This is a genomic window from Azospira sp. MPR-E4 (assembly GCF_058809645.1).
Map to the genome: position 1 here is coordinate 137,578 of NZ_JBXAST010000002.1, position 14,934 is coordinate 152,511.

Genomic DNA, 14,934 nt, shown 5'->3' on the forward strand with positions numbered 1-14,934 from the left:
CGGCTGCAAACGACAAGGGCCGCATCAGCGGCCCTTGTGCTTTCCGGCGTTGGCCGGGGGGCTCAGTGGCCCAGGCTGCTCAGCTTTTTCTCGATGACGTCCAGGGGCACGGCGCCGGGGATGCGTTCGCCGTCGGCGAAGAACAGGGTCGGGGTGCCGGTGATGTTGAGGCGGCGACCCAGTTCAAAGGACTTCTGCACCGGGCCGGTGTCGCAGTCGGTGCGGCCGGTGAAGGGCTTGGCGGAAGTCATCATGGTGCTCCAGGCGGCAGCCCGGTCGCTGGCGCACCACACCTGCTTGGACTTCTCCAGGGAGTCGGCCGAGAGGATGGGATAGAGGAAGGTGTAGATGGTGATGTTGTCCAGCTTCTGCAGATCCTTGATGAGGCGCTTGCAGTAGCCGCAGTTGGGGTCCTCGAAGGTCACCAGGATGCGCTTGCCGTTGCCCTTGACCTGCTTCACCGCCAGCTCCAGGGGCAGTTCGGAGAACTTCACGGCGGTCAGTTTCTTCAGGCGTTCGGCGGTGACGTTCTGCATGGTCTTGCCGTCCACCAGGGTGCCGATCAGCAGCACGCTGACCTTCTCGTCGGTGTACAGCACCTGGCCGTCGGCGAAGACCTCGTAGAGGCCCAGATAGCCGGACTTGGTGACGCTCTGCACCTTGCCGTTGATTTTGTCTTCCACGGCCTTTTTCACCGAGGCTTCGTCGGCGGCGGCCGGCAGGGAGAGGAGGGCGCCGGCGCAGAACAGGGCGGCCAGGAATTTGAGTTGTCGCATGGAGGACTCCAGTGGGGAAACTTCAGGATTCGAGGGCGTAACGCACCAGGGCGCTTTTCAAGGGGCCGAGGCGGTTCACCAGGTTGAGGCCCAGATTGCGCAGGGGCTTCAAGCCGGGCAGGTCTTCGCGGAAGAGGCGGCGCAGGCCGTCGGTGGTGGTCTGCAGCAGCATCACCTCCTCCTTGCGGGCGCGGCGGTAGCGGGCCAGCAGGCGGGCGTCGCCGATGTCCTGCCAGGGCGCGGCAGCGGCAATGATCTCGGCCAGGGTCTTGGCGTCCCGGTAGCCCAGGTTGATGCCGTGGCCGGAAAGGGGGTGGATGCCGTGGGCCGCGTCGCCGATCAGGGCCAGGCGCGGTGCCGTCGGCTCGGGCACCCGCATCAGCTTGAGGGCGAAGGCGGCGGCCGGCGTCAGCAGTTCCAGCTGGCCCAGGGTGTGGTTGCCGGCGGCGGCCACCCGGGCGCACAGCTCTTCGGCAGGCAGGGCAGCGAGGGCGTCGGCGTGGGCGTCCGGGGTGGACCAGACGATGGAGATGCGGTTGCCCGGCAGGGGCAGGTAGGCCAGCACGCCGTCGTCGCGGAACCACTGATAGGCGATGTCGCCGTGGGGCTTTTCGGTGCTGAAGTTGGCCACCAGGCCCTTTTCGCCGTAGGGGCTGTAGTGGGCGGCGAGGCCGGCCCGGTTGCGCACCCAGGATTCGCGGCCGTCGGCGCCCACCAGCAGACGGGCGGAGAGGCTGCTGCCGTCTTCCAGGTGCAGCAGGGTGGCGTCGGCGCGGAATTCCAGTTCCCGGGGCGTGGCCGGGCAGAGGATGTCCACATTGCCCTGGCGCTTGACGTTTTCCCACAGCTCCTGGGCCATCAGGGAGGACTCGAGAATCCAGGCCAGTTCGGGCACGCCGCTCTGGTAGGCGGAGAAGTCGAGGCGGCTGTCGCCGTCGCCATAAACTTCCATGGCCCGTACCGGCGCCATGCGGCCGGCGTCCAGGTGCTTCCACACGCCGATGTCGGCGAGGAAGCGGGCATTGGCCGGGCTGATGGCGTAGATGCGCGCATCCCAGCCTTCGGGCCGGCTCGGCGCGCGGCCTTCCACCAGGGCGATCTTCAGGCGGGATTCCTTGAGGGCGCAGGCGAAGGCCAGGCCGGCCAGGCCGCCGCCGACGATAACGATGTCGTATTTCATGGGACGAGACTCCAGAAGCCCCGGATTGTGCCTGCCCCACCGGGGCAGCACAAGAACGGCTGCCCTTACGGTCCTCTCGTTGCCACGGGCGACGGGCCCATGTTAGAAGCGGCCCATGGATAGCGAACTGCAGTATTTCCCCGCCGTGCTCCGTTCCGAGCACGATTCCCCCATCGATGCCCTGGTGGCCCTGGGCCTGCCCCGGGAGGAGTGCATGGAACTGGTGGCCGCCTCCTGGGACCGTCCGGAACTCAGTCTCCTGGCCTGGGTGGACGGCGGCCGGGCGGTGGCGGTGCTTCCCCTGGCGGAGGGGCGCTGGGCTGCCTGCAATGCCTTTGTCGAGCAATCCTGCCGGGAGCCGAAGGAGGCCCTGCGCCGGGCCGGCAAGTTGGCCAAGCGCGGCCGGCGGGCCCTGGTGGGCGTTTGGGCCGGGGCGCCTGCTGGTACAATGGCCGGGTGAAAACCAAGCAAGACAACATAATTCTGGTGGGCCTCATGGGGGCCGGCAAGACCACCATCGGACGTCTCCTGGCCAAGCGCCTGGGGAAGCGTTTTGTCGACTCCGACCATGAGGTGGAAAGCCGTACCGGCGTTTCCATTCCGGTGATTTTCGAGATCGAGGGCGAGGCGGGCTTCCGCAAGCGGGAGTCCATGGTGATCGAGGACCTGTCCCGGGAAAGCGGCCTGGTCATGGCCACCGGCGGCGGCGTCGTGCTCAGCCCCGAGAACCGGGAGGCCATCAAGGCCGGCGGCTTCGTCGTCTATCTCTGCGCCCCCCCCGAGCTGCTCTACGCCCGCACCCGCAACGACCGCAACCGTCCCCTGCTGCAGGTGGCCGATCCCCTGGGGCGGCTGCGCCAGCTCTATGTGCAACGGGACCCCCTCTACCGGGAGGTGGCGGACATGGTCATCGACGCCTCTTCCCACTCCGCCAACGCCTCGGTGCAGCTCCTGCTGCGCGTCACCCAGTCGGCGCCCCTGGTGGGCGTCGAGCCGGCTCCCGCACCGCCAACGCCTTCTACGCCATGACTCAGCAAACCCTGCAGGTCGCCCTGGGCGACCGCTCCTATCCCATCCACATCGGCAGCGGCCTGCTGCAGCGCGCCGACCTGATCCTGCCCCACCTGGGGCGCAAGAAGGCGGTCATCGTCAGCAACGAGACCGTGGCCCCCCTTTATCTGGAGCCCCTGGCGGCCCTGCTGCGGGCCAATGGCGTGGCCGTTTCCCAGGTGGTGTTGCCCGATGGGGAGGAGTTCAAGGACTGGCCGACCCTCAACCGGATTTTCGACGCCCTGCTGGAAAGCCGAGCCGAGCGTTCCACCACCCTTATTGCCCTGGGAGGCGGGGTCATCGGCGACACCACCGGTTTTGCCGCCGCCTGCTACCAGCGCGGCATGCCCTTCATCCAGGTGCCCACCACCCTGTTGTCCCAGGTGGACTCGTCGGTGGGCGGCAAGACGGCCATCAATCATCCCCTGGGCAAGAACATGATCGGCGCCTTCTACCAGCCCAAGCTGGTGCTGGCCGACATCGATACCCTGGACACCCTGCCGGAACGGGAGCTGAAGGCCGGCCTGGCCGAGGTGATCAAGTACGGCCTGATCCGGGATTCCCAGTTCCTGGGCTGGATCGAGTCCAGCCTGCCCGGCCTGCTGGCCCGGGACAAGGCCCTGCTGGCCGAGGCCGTGTATCGCTCCTGCGCCCACAAGGCCGAGGTGGTGGCACGGGACGAGCGGGAAACGGGTGAGCGGGCCCTGCTCAACCTGGGGCACACCTTCGGCCATGCCATCGAGACCGGCCTGGGTTACGGCGTCTGGCTCCATGGCGAGGCCGTAGCGGCCGGTACGGTGATGGCGGCGGAACTGTCGGCCCGTCTCGGCTGGATCGGTCCGGCCGAGGTGGCCCGGGTGGAATCCGTCTTTCGTCTGGCCGGCTTGCCCGTCAGCGGTCCGGACCTGGGGGTGGAGCGTTACCTGGAATTGATGCGCCACGACAAGAAGGTGGAAGCGGGGAAGCTGCGCCTGGTGCTGTTCCGCGGCATCGGCGATGCGGTGGTGAGCGATGCGGCCAGCGACGAGCAGATAGCCGCCGCCATTGCCGCCCGGGTGTCTGCCGCCTGAAAACCGGTGCACCAAATAGGGCTTGGTGCGTTGGTCAAAAGCTGGCTATCACTTTAGTGTGACTTCCCAGGAGTGCAGGTCGGGTTTGAGCACTGGCGGGCGATCGGGGCATTGTTGGGCAAAGCCTTGATGGCTCACGGTTTTCGGGCTACACTATAGTGTTGCTTTTTGCACAGAAAAGGCCGGTGCCGTCCGCACCGGCTTTTTTGACGCCGTTCGGTTTATCCAGGCGGCAGTCTTAATTCATAAAAAGGACTCTAGCGTGATGGATAGTGTTGTCCCTGGTGGGGCCGTTCCCGGGCGGCAGGGCCTGTACGACCCGGCCAACGAAAAGGATGCCTGCGGCGTCGGTTTCGTTGCCCATATCAAGAACAAGAAGAGCCACGGTATCGTTGAACAGGGTCTGTTGATCCTGAAAAACCTCGACCACCGCGGCGCTACCGGTTATGACCCGCTGCTGGGTGATGGCGCCGGCATCCTGATTCAGATGCCCGATGCCTTCCTGCGTGCCGAAGCCGCCAAACTGGGCATCAACCTGCCCAAGGAAGGCGAGTACGCCTGCGGTATCGTGTTCCTGCCCCAGTCCTCCAACGGTCGTGCCGCCGCCGAATCCGCCGTGGCCCGCATCGTGCACGAAGAAGGCCAGACCTTCCTCGGCTGGCGCGACGTGCCCCGGGACAATGCCGGCCTGGCTGCCGCTGCCCGCGAGATCGAGCCGGTCATGCGCCAGGTGTTCATCGCCAAGGGCGAGAACGTCGGCGACCAGGACGCCTTCGAACGCAAGCTGTTTGTCATCCGCAAGCGGGTCGAGCATGCCGTGCGCAAGCTGAAGCTGGACGACGGCAAGCAGTTCTACATTCCGTCCCTGTCCTCCCGCACCATCAACTACAAGGGCATGCTGCTGGCCCATCAGGTGGGCGAGTACTACCTGGACCTGCAGGACGAGCGTCTCGTCTCCGCCCTGGCCCTGGTGCACCAGCGCTTCTCCACCAACACCTTCCCCACCTGGGATCTGGCCCACCCCTTCCGCATGATTGCCCACAACGGTGAAATCAACACCGTGCGCGGCAACGTGAACTGGATGAAGGCCCGCCAGAAGGCCATGTCCTCCAAGTGGCTGAAGGAAGACCTGGACAAGCTGTGGCCCCTGATCGTGGACGGCCAGTCCGACTCCGCCTGTTTCGACAACGCGCTGGAACTGCTGGTCATGGGCGGTTACTCCATGGCCCAGGCCATGATGATGCTGATCCCCGAAGCCTGGGCCGGCAATCCCCTCATGGACGAAGAGCGTCGCGCCTTCTACGAGTACCACGCCGCCCTGATGGAACCGTGGGACGGCCCCGCCGCCGTGGCCTTCACCGACGGCCGCCAGATCGGCGCCACCCTGGATCGCAACGGCCTGCGTCCCGCCCGCTATCTGGTGACCGAGGACGACCTGGTGCTGATGGCCTCCGAAATGGGCGTGCTGACCTTCCCGCAGGAGAAGATCGTCAAGAAGTGGCGCCTGCAGCCCGGCAAGATGTTCCTGATCGACATGGAACAGGGCCGCATCATCGACGACTCCGAGCTGAAGAAGTCCCTTTCCGGCGCCAAGCCCTACCGCAAGTGGATTGAAGAATCCCGCTACTTCCTCGGCGACCTGCCGGAAGCCGGCAGCGAGGCGCCCAAGGCCGACGTGCCCCTGCTCGACCAGCAGCAGGCCTTCGGCTTTACCCAGGAAGACGTGAAGTTCATCCTGCAGCCCATGGCTGCCCAGGGTGAGGAAGCCACCGGCTCCATGGGTAACGACAGCCCCCTGACCGTGCTTTCCAACAAGGAAAAGCCGCTCTACAACTACTTCAAGCAGCTGTTCGCCCAGGTGACCAACCCGCCGATCGACCCCATCCGGGAAGAGATCGTCATGTCCCTGACCAGCTTCATCGGTCCCAAGCCGAACCTGCTGGGCGTGGATGAAACCAATCCGCCCCTGCGTCTGGAAGTGCACCAGCCGGTGCTGACCAACGCCGACCTGGCCAAGCTGCGCGCCATCGACCGTTCCACCTCGGGCCGTTACAAGTCCCTGGTGCTGGACATCACCTGGCCCGCCGCCGAAGGCGCTGCCGGTTGCGAGAAGGCCCTGGAGGCCGTCTGTGCCGCCGCCGAGAAGAGCGTGGCCGACGGCTACAACGTGCTGATCCTGTCCGATCGCAGCGTCTGTGCCGAGAAGGCGCCGATCCCCGCCCTGCTGGCCACTTCCGCCGTGCATCACCACCTGGTGAAGACGGGTCTGCGCACTTCCACCGGCCTGGTGGTGGATACCGGTTCCGCCCGGGAAACCCACCACTTCGCCCTGCTCGCCGGTTATGGCGCCGAAGCCGTCTGTCCCTGGCTGACCATGGACACCCTGGCCGAGATCGCCGGCAACCTGCCGGGCAACGTCACCGCCTACGACGCCCAGAAGCGCTTCATCAAGGCCGTCAACAAGGGGCTGAACAAGGTCATGTCCAAGATGGGCATTTCCACCTACCAGTCCTACTGTGGCGCCCAGATCTTCGAAGCCATCGGCCTTTCCTCCGAACTGGTGAAGAAGTACTTCGCCGGCACCGCCACCCAGGTGGAAGGTATCGGCATCCTGCAGGTGGCCGAAGAGGCCCTGCGCGTGCACCGCGCCGCTTTCAGCAGCGACCCCGTGCTGGCCGAGAGCCTGGAGACCGGCGGCGAATACGCCTTCCGTATCCGCGGCGAAGACCACATGTGGACCCCGGATGCCATCGCCAAGCTGCAGCACTCCACCCGCTCCGGCAAGATGGACACCTACAAGGAGTACGCCAAGATCATCAACGACCAGTCCAAGCGTCACCTGACGCTGCGCGGTCTGTTCGAGATCAAGTCGGCCGGCGCTCCGGTGCCCCTGGAAGAAGTGGAACCCGCCAAGGAAATCGTCAAGCGCTTCGCGACTGGCGCCATGTCCCTGGGCTCCATCTCCACCGAGGCCCACACCACCCTTTCCGTGGCCATGAACCGCATCGGCGGCAAGTCCAACACCGGTGAAGGTGGCGAGGATGCCAACCGCTTCAAGCCGGTGAAGGCTGGCCAGAAGCTGTCCGAGATCATCGGTGCCGGCCGTATCGCCCGCGATCTGGAGCTGAAGGAAGGCGACTCCCTGCGTTCCGCCATCAAGCAGGTGGCTTCCGGCCGCTTCGGCGTTACCGCCGAGTACCTGGCCAATGCGGACCAGATCCAGATCAAGATGGCCCAGGGCGCCAAGCCCGGTGAAGGCGGCCAGCTGCCCGGCCACAAGGTCTCCGAGTACATCGGTGCCCTGCGTCACTCCGTGCCCGGCGTCGGCCTGATTTCCCCCCCGCCGCACCACGACATCTACTCCATCGAAGACTTGGCCCAGCTGATCCACGATCTGAAGAACGTGAATCCGGTGTCCTCCATCTCGGTGAAGCTGGTGTCCGAAGTGGGCGTGGGTACCGTGGCTGCCGGCGTCTCCAAGGCCAAGGCCGATCACCTGGTGATCGCCGGCCATGACGGCGGTACCGGTGCATCCCCCCTGTCCTCCATCAAGCACGCCGGCACTCCCTGGGAACTCGGCCTGGCCGAAACCCAGCAGACCCTGGTGCTGAACCGTCTGCGTGGCCGCATCCGCGTCCAGGTGGACGGCCAGATGAAGACCGGCCGCGACGTGGTCATCGGCGCCCTGCTGGGTGCCGACGAGTTCGGCTTCGCCACCGCGCCGCTGGTGGTGGAAGGCTGCATCATGATGCGCAAGTGCCACCTCAACACCTGCCCGGTGGGCGTGGCCACCCAGGACCCGACCCTGCGCGCCAAGTTCTCCGGCCAGCCGGAGCACGTGGTGAACTACTTCTTCTTCGTTGCCGAAGAAGTGCGCGAGATCATGGCCTCCATGGGCATCCGCAAGCTGGACGACCTGATCGGCCGTGCCGACCTGCTCGACATGCGCGCCGGTGTGGAGCACTGGAAGGCCCGTGGCCTGGACTACTCCAAGATCTTCTACATGCCGCCCGTGGGTGCCGACGTGGCCCGTCTGCACTGCGAGACCCAGGACCACAACCTGGGCAAGGCCCTCGATCACAAGCTGATCGAGCAGGCCAAGCCCGCCCTGGAAAAGGGCGAGAAGGTGGTGATCAACACCCAGATCATCAACGTGAACCGCACCGCCGGCGCCATGCTGGCCGGTGAGGTAGCCAAGCGTTACGGTCACGCCGGTCTGCCGGATGACACCATCCACGTGAACCTGACCGGTACCGCCGGCCAGAGCTTTGGCGCCTTCCTGGCCAAGGGCGTGACCTTCGAGCTGACTGGCGAAGGCAACGACTACGTGGGCAAGGGCCTCTCCGGTGGCCGCATCGTCATCAAGGCCCCCAAGGCCTTCCGCGGCAACACCGCCGAGAACATCATCGTCGGCAACACCGTTCTGTACGGTGCCATCGAAGGTGAAGTGTTCTTCAACGGTGTCGGCGGCGAACGCTTCTGCGTGCGCAACTCCGGCGCCACCGCGGTGGTGGAAGGCGTGGGTGACCACGGTTGCGAATACATGACCGGCGGCACCGTCGTGGTGCTGGGCCAGACCGGCCGCAACTTCGCTGCCGGCATGTCCGGCGGCGTGGCCTACGTCCTGGACGAGGACGGCACTTTCGAATCCCGCTGCAACCTGGCCCAGGTCGCCCTGGAGCCGGTGCCGGAAGAAGAAGCTGCCTCCGAGAAACTGGGCGAGTTCGGCGACGTCACCAGCCACGGCAAGGTGGACATCCGCCATCTGGCCATGGCCGACGAAGCCCTGCTCAAGGGTCTGGTCGAACGCCACCTGGAAATGACCGGTTCCACCCGGGCCAAGCAGATCCTGGACGGCTGGAGCACCTACCGCGCCAAGTTCGTCAAGGTCATGCCGAACGAGTACCGCCGCGCTCTGGCGGAACTCGCCGCCAAGAACAGCAAGCAGAAGGAGGCCGCATAAATGGGCAAGCCTACTGGTTTCATGGAGTTCCAGCGTCTGTCCGAGGCTTACGAGCCTGTCGAGGCGCGGCTCAAGCACTACAAGGAATTCGTCGGTCACCTGTCCGACGCCGATGCCAAGACCCAGGGGGCGCGCTGCATGGATTGCGGCATTCCCTTCTGCAACAACGGCTGCCCGGTGAACAACATCATTCCCGACTGGAATGACCTGGTTTACCGCGGCAACTGGGAAGAGGCCATCGCCGTCCTGCACTCGACCAACAACTTCCCCGAGTTCACCGGCCGCATCTGCCCGGCGCCCTGCGAAGCTGCCTGCACCCTGGGCATCAACGAGGCGCCCGTGGGCATCAAGTCCATCGAGCACGCCATCATCGACAAGGCCTGGGAAAACGGTTGGGTCAAGCCCCAGCCCGCCAAGGTCAAGACCGGCAAGAAGGTTGCCATCGTCGGCGGCGGTCCCGCCGGCCTGGCTGCAGCCCAGCAGCTGGCCCGTGCCGGTCACGACGTGACCGTGTTCGAGAAGAACGACCGGGTCGGCGGCCTGCTGCGTTACGGCATCCCCGACTTCAAGCTGGAGAAGGGCCTGATCGACCGCCGCATGGAACAGATGCAGGCCGAGGGTGTGACCTTCCGCACCAAGACCATCGTCGGCACCAAGACCCTGCCGGCCGGCATCGTCAATGACGCCACCACCGTGGTTTCTGCCGAGCAGCTGAGCAAGGAATTCGACGCCGTGGTGCTGACCGGCGGTTCCGAAGTCCCGCGCGACCTGCCCGTGCCGGGCCGGGAACTGAAGGGCGTGCATTACGCCCTGGAGTTCCTCATCCCGCAGAACAAGGAAGTGGCCGGCGACGGCAAGAACCCCATCCGCGCCGACGGCAAGCACGTCGTCGTCATCGGTGGTGGCGACACCGGCTCCGACTGCGTCGGTACCTCCAACCGCCACGGTGCGGCTTCCATCACCCAGTTCGAAGTGATGCCCAAGCCCCCGGTGGAAGAGAACAAGGCCCTGACCTGGCCCTACTGGCCGCTCAAGCTGCGTACCTCCTCCTCCCACGACGAAGGCTGCACCCGGGACTTCGCCGTGTCCACCAAGGAACTGATTGGTGACGGCAACGGCAACGTCAAGGCCCTGAAGGCCGTGCGTGTGGAATGGAAGGACGGCAAGATGGTGGAAGTGGCCGGTTCCGAGTTCGAGATTCCCGCCGACCTGGTGCTGCTGGCCATGGGCTTCACCAATCCGGTGGCCGGCCTGCTGGAAGCCTTCGGTGTAGACAAGGATGCCCGCGGCAACGCCAAGGCGACCACCGACGGTGCCGGCTGCTACGCCACCAACGTGCCCAAGGTCTTCGCTGCCGGCGACGTGCGCCGCGGCCAGTCCCTGGTGGTGTGGGCCATCCGCGAAGGCCGTCAGGCCGCGCGGGAGGTCGATGCCTTCCTGACCGGCGCTTCCGAACTGCCCCGCTGAGGCATCCGGAAAACGGCTCGACAAAAAACCCCGCCCCCGTGGCGGGGTTTTGTTTTGCAGGGGTATTCCCCTGTGGCATATTACGGTCTGCGCGGGACGGGAGGCCCCATGGACATGGAACTGCAAAAAGCGATGCAAGTAAGCCAAACTTTCGGTGCCCTCGACGGGCATCTCCTGATCATCCTCGGCATCCTCGTCGTCGCCGGCATTCTCGGTGGCATCGCCAACTTTTTCCTGCGTGACCGGCTGGTCGAGTCCGAGGTGCGCGAGTGGCTGAAGTATCCGGTGCTGGGCATGGTGGCTGCCCTGACCGTGCCTCTTTTCCTCAACATGATTTCCAGCAATCTGCTCGAGGGGGCCCGCACCCGTCCGGTGGATTTCTTCGTCCTGGCCGGCTTCTGCCTGCTCTATGTGGTGGCTTCCCGCCGTCTGTTCGAAAACATGGCCAACAAGCTGCTGTCCCAGCTCGACCTGGTCAAGGACGACGTGCGCCAGTTGCAGGAGCGCAAGCCGGGGGCGGTCCCGGAAGCCCAGGAAGCCGTGGTCAAGGAACTGCCGAAGGAAGCCCTGTCCTACAACGACGTCGAACTGGTGCGCGCCATTGCCGAAGAGAACTACGTGTACGGCAATCTGGCCGGCCTGGCCGAGAAGACCGGTCTGGGCCGGGAACTGATCAGCCAGCGTCTGACCGTGCTGAAAAACCTCGGCATCATCGAAACCCGCATCAACGAAAAGAACGTGCTGCACTGGTTTGTTTCCAACAAGGGCAAACAGCTCCTCGGCGACATCCTCTCCGGCCAGGAAGAGAAGAAGAGCGCCTGATCCCCTCCCCATGGCCGCCCCGGCGGCCGTGTCGCTTCTGTATCGCGGAAAAGTCCCATGAATATCGTCATCCTCGCCGCCGGCCAGGGAAAGCGCATGCATTCCCATCTGCCCAAGGTGCTTCATCCCATTGCCGGCAAGGCCCTGGCTGCCCACGTCCTGGATACCGCCCGCCATCTGGGCCAGTCCCGTATCTGCCTGGTAGTGGGCCACGGCGGCGAAGTGGTGCGCAGCGCCCTGGCTGCAGCCGATGTGGCCTGTGCCGTGCAGGAACCCCAACTGGGCACCGGCCACGCGGTGATGCAGGCCCTGCCCCTGCTGGATGGCGAGGGCATGACCCTGGTGCTTTACGGCGATGTGCCCCTGATCCAGGCCGCCACCCTGCAGCGGCTGGTGCAGGCCGCCGGCGACGGCCTGGCGGTATTGACGGTGGATCTGGAAAATCCCAAGGGCTACGGGCGCATCATCCGCGACAGCGCCGGCCGGGTGCAGCGCATCGTCGAGGAAAAGGACGCCACTCCGGCCGAGCGCCAGGTAAGGGAAACCAACACGGGCATCATGGCTTTGCCCACGGCCCGCCTGCAGGACTGGCTGTCCCGCCTCTCCAACGACAATGCCCAGGGCGAGTACTACCTGACCGACGTGGTGGCCCTGGCGGTGGCGGACGGGGTGCCGGTGCATACAGCCCAGCCGGAAGGCGAATGGGAGGTGGCCGGGGTCAATAGCAAGGTGCAGCTGGCCGAGCTGGAGCGGGTCTATCAGTTGCGCCTGGCCCACGGCCTGCTGGAGCAGGGCGTGCGCCTGGCCGACCCGGCCCGGCTCGACGTGCGCGGCCAGCTCCGCTGCGGCCGCGACGTGACCATCGACGTGGGCTGCGTCTTCGAAGGCGAGGTGGTGCTGGAGGAAGCCGTGGATATCGGCCCCTACTGCGTCCTGAAGAACGTCACGGTCAAGGCCGGCGCCCGCATTGCCGCCTTCAGCCACCTGGAAGGGGCTGTCGTCGGACCCGATGCCATCGTCGGTCCCTACGCCCGCCTGCGGCCGGGTACCGAGCTGGGGGCCGAGGCCCATGTGGGCAATTTCGTCGAACTGAAGAACAGCATTCTCGGCCCCGGTTCCAAGGCCAACCACCTGGCCTACGTGGGCGATGCCACCGTGGGCCAGCGGGTCAACATCGGTGCCGGCACCATCACCTGCAACTACGACGGCGCCAACAAGCACCGCACCGTCATCGAGGACGATGCCTTCATCGGTTCCGACTCCCAGCTGGTGGCCCCGGTCACCGTGGGCCGCGGTGCCACCCTGGGGGCCGGCACCACCCTGACCAAGGACGCCCCCGCCGATTCCCTCACCGTTTCCCGCGCCCGCCAGGTCAGCCTGGCCGGCTGGAAACGCCCCGAAAAAGTCAAAAAGTAAGGAAGTTCCATGGATGCCTATTTCACCCTTTACGTACTGACCGTCGCCCTGGCCGTGGCCGGCGGCGGCATGCTGCTCCTGGTGGGTTACATCGACACCATTCCCGCCTCCTTCGCCCACGGCTGGCGCTGGGGCGCCTGTGCCCTGCTGGTGCCGGTGCTGGGGCCCCTCTATTTCTGCTGGAAGCACTGGGCCGATTGCGCCAAGGCCGGCAAACAGCTGGTGGCCGGCACCGTGCTGATGGCCCTGGCCATGGGCGGCCTCTACGGCCTGGGTCCCTGGTTCGCCAAGCGGGCCCTGGAAATGGCGGGGAGCTGAGCCATGTGCGGCATCGTCGCGGCGGCAGCACGCAACAACATTGTTCCCATCCTCCTGGAAGGCCTGCGCAAGCTGGAGTACCGGGGTTACGACTCCGCCGGCCTGGCCATCCTCAACGGCGGCCTGCAACGCCTGCGCAGCGTCGGCCGGGTGGCCGAACTGGCGGCCCAGGCCGACAGCACCGGAGCCACCAGCGAGACCGGCATCGCCCACACCCGCTGGGCCACCCATGGCGTGCCTTCCGAGCGCAACGCCCATCCCCACATCTCCGAAGGTCTGGCGGTGGTGCACAACGGCATCATCGAGAACTACGAGTCCCTGCGGGCCGAACTGTCGGCCCTGGGCTATAGCTTCTCCTCCGAGACCGATACGGAAACCATCGCCCACCTGATCCACCACACCCTGAAGAGCGAGCCTGATTTGTTCCGGGCCGTCTGCCGCACGGTGCAGCGCCTCCAGGGCGCCTATGCCATCGCCGTGGTCAAGGAAGACGAACCGGGCCGGGTCATCGTCGCCCGGGAAGGTTCGCCCCTGCTCCTGGGTGTCGGCGAGCAGGGCAACTATGCGGCCTCGGATGCCTCCGCCCTGCTGCAGGTGACCCGTCGCATCGTCTATCTGGAAAACGGCGACGTGGCCGAACTGCGTCCCGAAAGCTGGCGCGTCGCCCGGGCCGACGGCACGCCGGTGGAGCGGCCGGTGGCCCTCTCCAGCCTGTCGGCGGACGCGGTGGAACTGGGCCGCTTCCGCCACTACATGCAGAAGGAAATCTTCGAGCAGCCCGACGCCCTGGCCAACACCCTGGAAATGGTGGGCGGCGCCAAGAGCCTGCAGGCCGGCCTCTTCGGGGCCGAAGCGGAAACCCTGCTGGGCGGCGCCACCTCGGTGCTGATCCTGGCCTGCGGCACTTCCAGCCATGCCGGCATGGCCGCCCGCTACTGGCTCGAAGCCGTGGCCGGCATTCCCTGCACCGTGGAAACGGCCAGCGAATACCGCTACCGGGAATCCGTGCCCCAGGCGGACCAGCTGGTCATCGCCATTTCCCAGTCCGGCGAGACCGCGGACACCCTGGCCGCCCTGCGCCATGCCAAGGCCCTGGGCCACCACCGCACCCTGGCCCTGTGCAACGTGCCCGAGTCGGCCATCGTGCGCGAATGCGCCCTGCGTTTCATCACCCGTGCCGGTCCGGAAATCGGCGTGGCTTCCACCAAGGCCTTCACCACCCAGCTGGCAGCCCTGTTCCTGCTGACCCTGGTGCTGGCCAAGCTCAAGGGGCGTCTCTCCGATACCGAGGAGGCTATCCAGCTGCAGGCCCTGCGCCACCTGCCCGCCGCCATCGGCAGGGCCCTGGAACTGGAGCCCCAGATCAAGGCCTGGGCCGAGCGCTTCGCCATGAAGCAGCATGCCCTTTTCCTCGGTCGCGGCATCCATTACCCCATCGCCCTGGAAGGGGCCCTCAAGCTCAAGGAAATTTCCTACATCCACGCCGAGGCCTATCCGGCCGGTGAGCTGAAGCACGGGCCCCTGGCCCTGGTGGACAAGGACATGCCGGTCATCGCCGTGGCGCCCAATGACGTGCTGCTGGAGAAGCTCAAGTCCAACCTGCAGGAAGTGAAGGCCCGGGGCGGCGAGCTGTACGTTTTCGCCGATGCGGATTCGGAAATCGCCGAGTCGGAAGGGGTGCATATCCTGCGCCTGCCGGAACACTACGGCCGCCTCTCCCCCATCCTCCACGTCATTCCCCTGCAACTGTTGTCCTACCACGCAGCCCTGGTCAAGGGCACCGATGTGGACAAGCCGCGCAACCTGGCCAAGTCGGTGACGGTGGAGTAATTCCCACCGCCGGCCGGCTTGGGTCAAGTCGGCCGGCATATT

11 protein-coding genes are annotated in these 14,934 nt (G+C 65.9%); 9 read left to right on the forward strand and 2 right to left on the reverse strand.

All coding sequences use genetic code 11. The annotated features are described in order from the left end of the window. Window positions 1-62: 62 nt before the first annotated feature. On the reverse strand, window positions 63-776 hold the full coding sequence (locus tag AC1RTA_RS01435; RefSeq protein WP_492783779.1) for a DsbC family protein: 714 nt from the start codon (window positions 774-776) through the stop codon (window positions 63-65). A 22-nt stretch (window positions 777-798) separates the two neighbouring features. Next, window positions 799-1,956 carry a UbiH/UbiF family hydroxylase gene (locus tag AC1RTA_RS01440; RefSeq protein ID WP_492783780.1) on the reverse strand — a complete coding sequence of 386 codons (1,158 nt, stop codon included), beginning with the start codon at window positions 1,954-1,956 and terminating at the stop codon, window positions 799-801. A 115-nt stretch (window positions 1,957-2,071) separates the two neighbouring features. Here AC1RTA_RS01440 and AC1RTA_RS01445 point away from each other — a divergent pair, with 115 nt between their 5' ends. The 9 genes from AC1RTA_RS01445 to glmS all read left to right on the forward strand — a co-directional run bounded on the left by AC1RTA_RS01445 (window position 2,072) and on the right by glmS (window position 14,892). Beyond that, entirely contained in the window at window positions 2,072-2,416 is a 345-nt protein-coding gene (locus AC1RTA_RS01445) for a hypothetical protein (RefSeq protein ID WP_492783781.1), read from the forward strand. Then, entirely contained in the window at window positions 2,413-2,985 is a 573-nt protein-coding gene (locus tag AC1RTA_RS01450; protein WP_014236197.1) for a shikimate kinase, read from the forward strand. The genes AC1RTA_RS01445 and AC1RTA_RS01450 overlap by 4 nt, the downstream gene beginning before the upstream one ends. Beyond that, window positions 2,982-4,076, forward strand: coding sequence for a 3-dehydroquinate synthase (gene aroB, locus AC1RTA_RS01455; RefSeq protein ID WP_492783782.1), 1,095 nt, complete (start codon window positions 2,982-2,984; stop codon window positions 4,074-4,076). Before AC1RTA_RS01450 ends, aroB begins: the two co-directional genes overlap by 4 nt. 265 nt (window positions 4,077-4,341) lie before the next feature. Further along, window positions 4,342-9,039, forward strand: coding sequence for a glutamate synthase-related protein (locus AC1RTA_RS01460; protein WP_492783783.1), 4,698 nt, complete (start codon window positions 4,342-4,344; stop codon window positions 9,037-9,039). Beyond that, window positions 9,040-10,506 carry a glutamate synthase subunit beta gene (locus AC1RTA_RS01465; protein WP_014236200.1) on the forward strand — a complete coding sequence of 489 codons (1,467 nt, stop codon included), beginning with the start codon at window positions 9,040-9,042 and terminating at the stop codon, window positions 10,504-10,506. 132 nt (window positions 10,507-10,638) lie between these two features. After that, window positions 10,639-11,328, forward strand: a complete 690-nt coding sequence (locus AC1RTA_RS01470) for a YEATS-associated helix-containing protein (RefSeq protein WP_492783784.1) — start codon at window positions 10,639-10,641, stop codon at window positions 11,326-11,328. Between the two features lie 57 nt (window positions 11,329-11,385). Then, on the forward strand, window positions 11,386-12,744 hold the full coding sequence (gene glmU / locus AC1RTA_RS01475; protein WP_492783785.1) for a bifunctional UDP-N-acetylglucosamine diphosphorylase/glucosamine-1-phosphate N-acetyltransferase GlmU: 1,359 nt from the start codon (window positions 11,386-11,388) through the stop codon (window positions 12,742-12,744). 9 nt (window positions 12,745-12,753) lie between these two features. After that, entirely contained in the window at window positions 12,754-13,062 is a 309-nt protein-coding gene (locus AC1RTA_RS01480) for a hypothetical protein (RefSeq protein WP_014236203.1), read from the forward strand. Window positions 13,063-13,065: 3 nt separating this feature from the next. Continuing rightward, the gene (gene glmS / locus AC1RTA_RS01485; RefSeq protein WP_492783786.1) at window positions 13,066-14,892 is read left to right on the forward strand and encodes a glutamine--fructose-6-phosphate transaminase (isomerizing); all 1,827 of its coding nucleotides are present in this window, start codon (window positions 13,066-13,068) and stop codon (window positions 14,890-14,892) included. Window positions 14,893-14,934 lie beyond the last annotated feature (42 nt).

Coding starts and splice junctions, on each gene's coding strand:
- AC1RTA_RS01470 (WP_492783784.1), top strand. CDS start 10,639: ATGCAAGTAAGCCAAACTTTCGGTGCCCTCGACGGGCATCTCCTGATC.
- AC1RTA_RS01445 (WP_492783781.1), top strand. CDS start 2,072: ATGGATAGCGAACTGCAGTATTTCCCCGCCGTGCTCCGTTCCGAGCAC.
- glmS (WP_492783786.1), top strand. CDS start 13,066: ATGTGCGGCATCGTCGCGGCGGCAGCACGCAACAACATTGTTCCCATC.
- AC1RTA_RS01480 (WP_014236203.1), top strand. CDS start 12,754: ATGGATGCCTATTTCACCCTTTACGTACTGACCGTCGCCCTGGCCGTG.
- aroB (WP_492783782.1), top strand. CDS start 2,982: ATGACTCAGCAAACCCTGCAGGTCGCCCTGGGCGACCGCTCCTATCCC.
- AC1RTA_RS01465 (WP_014236200.1), top strand. CDS start 9,040: ATGGGCAAGCCTACTGGTTTCATGGAGTTCCAGCGTCTGTCCGAGGCT.
- AC1RTA_RS01440 (WP_492783780.1), bottom strand. CDS start 1,956: ATGAAATACGACATCGTTATCGTCGGCGGCGGCCTGGCCGGCCTGGCC.
- AC1RTA_RS01460 (WP_492783783.1), top strand. CDS start 4,342: ATGGATAGTGTTGTCCCTGGTGGGGCCGTTCCCGGGCGGCAGGGCCTG.
- glmU (WP_492783785.1), top strand. CDS start 11,386: ATGAATATCGTCATCCTCGCCGCCGGCCAGGGAAAGCGCATGCATTCC.
- AC1RTA_RS01435 (WP_492783779.1), bottom strand. CDS start 776: ATGCGACAACTCAAATTCCTGGCCGCCCTGTTCTGCGCCGGCGCCCTC.